This is a genomic window from Streptomyces sp. NRRL S-1813 (assembly GCF_000719605.1).
GTDB classification, from domain to species: Bacteria; Actinomycetota; Actinomycetes; order Streptomycetales; family Streptomycetaceae; genus Streptomyces; species Streptomyces decoyicus.
The window spans coordinates 1-1,099 of the sequence record NZ_JOHB01000084.1; the positions used below are offsets into that span (position 1 = coordinate 1).

Annotated in this window: 1 protein-coding gene; it reads right to left on the minus strand. The window is 70.2% G+C overall.

Annotated elements, in window-relative coordinates; genetic code table 11:
- Positions 1 to 1,099 (minus strand): phosphoserine transaminase (gene serC / locus IF67_RS0138390; RefSeq protein ID WP_051819125.1); only part of this gene is annotated, 1,099 nt, incomplete at both ends.

Sequence of the window (1,099 nt, forward strand, 5' to 3'; positions counted from 1 at the left end):
CGATGACGTAGTCGACGCAGGCGGTGAGGGCCTCGATGTCCGTCGGGTCGATGGCCGGGAACATCGCGATGCGCAGCTGGTTGCGGCCGAGCTTGCGGTAGGGCTCGGTGTCGACGATGCCGTTGGCGCGCAGGGCCTTGGCGACGGCCGCGGCGTCGATGTTGTCGTCGAAGTCGATGGTGCCGATGACCTGCGAGCGTTTGGCGGGGTCGGTGACGAACGGGGTGGCGTACTTGGAGTCCTCGGCCCAGCCGTAGAGGGTGCGCGAGGAGGTGGCGGTGCGGCGGACCGCCCAGTCCAGGCCGCCCTGGCCGTTCATCCACTCCAGCTGCTCGTTGAGCAGGAAGAGGGTGGACAGCGCGGGGGTGTTGTAGGTCTGGTTCTTGAGGGAGTTGTCGATCGCCGTGGGCAGCGAGAAGAACTCGGGGATGTGGCGGCCGGACGCGTGGATGGCGCGGGCGCGCTCCAGGGCGGCGGGGGAGAAGGCCGCGAGCCACAGACCGCCGTCCGAGGCGAACGACTTCTGCGGGGCGAAGTAGTAGACGTCGGTCTCGGTGATGTCCACGGGCAGGCCGCCGGCGCCGGAGGTGGCGTCGACCAGTACCAGTGCGCCCTCGTCGGCGCCCGCGACCCGCTTGATGGGGGCGGCGACGCCGGTCGAGGTCTCGTTGTGGGTGAGGCCGTAGACGTCCACGCCCGCCTCCGCTTGCGGGTCAGGGTGGCTGCCCGGGTCGGCGGAGATGACGGTGGGCTCGTCCAGCCACGGCGCGAGCTTGGCGGCCTTGGCGAACTTCGAGGAGAACTCGCCGAAGCTGAGGTGCTGGGACTTGCGCTCGATCAGGCCGTGCGTCGCGATGTCCCAGAAGGCGGTGGAGCCGCCGTTGCCGAGGACGACCTCGTAGCCCTCGGGGAGCTGGAAGAGGTCGCGTACGCCGTCGCGCACCTTGCCGACCAGGTTCTTGACCGGGGCCTGGCGGTGGGACGTGCCGAGAAGGGAGCTACCGGTGGCGGCGAGGGCGCCGAGCGCCTCCGTACGCACCTTGGAGGGGCCCGCGCCGAAGCGTCCGTCGGCGGGCTTGATGTCAGCGGGAATCTGGAT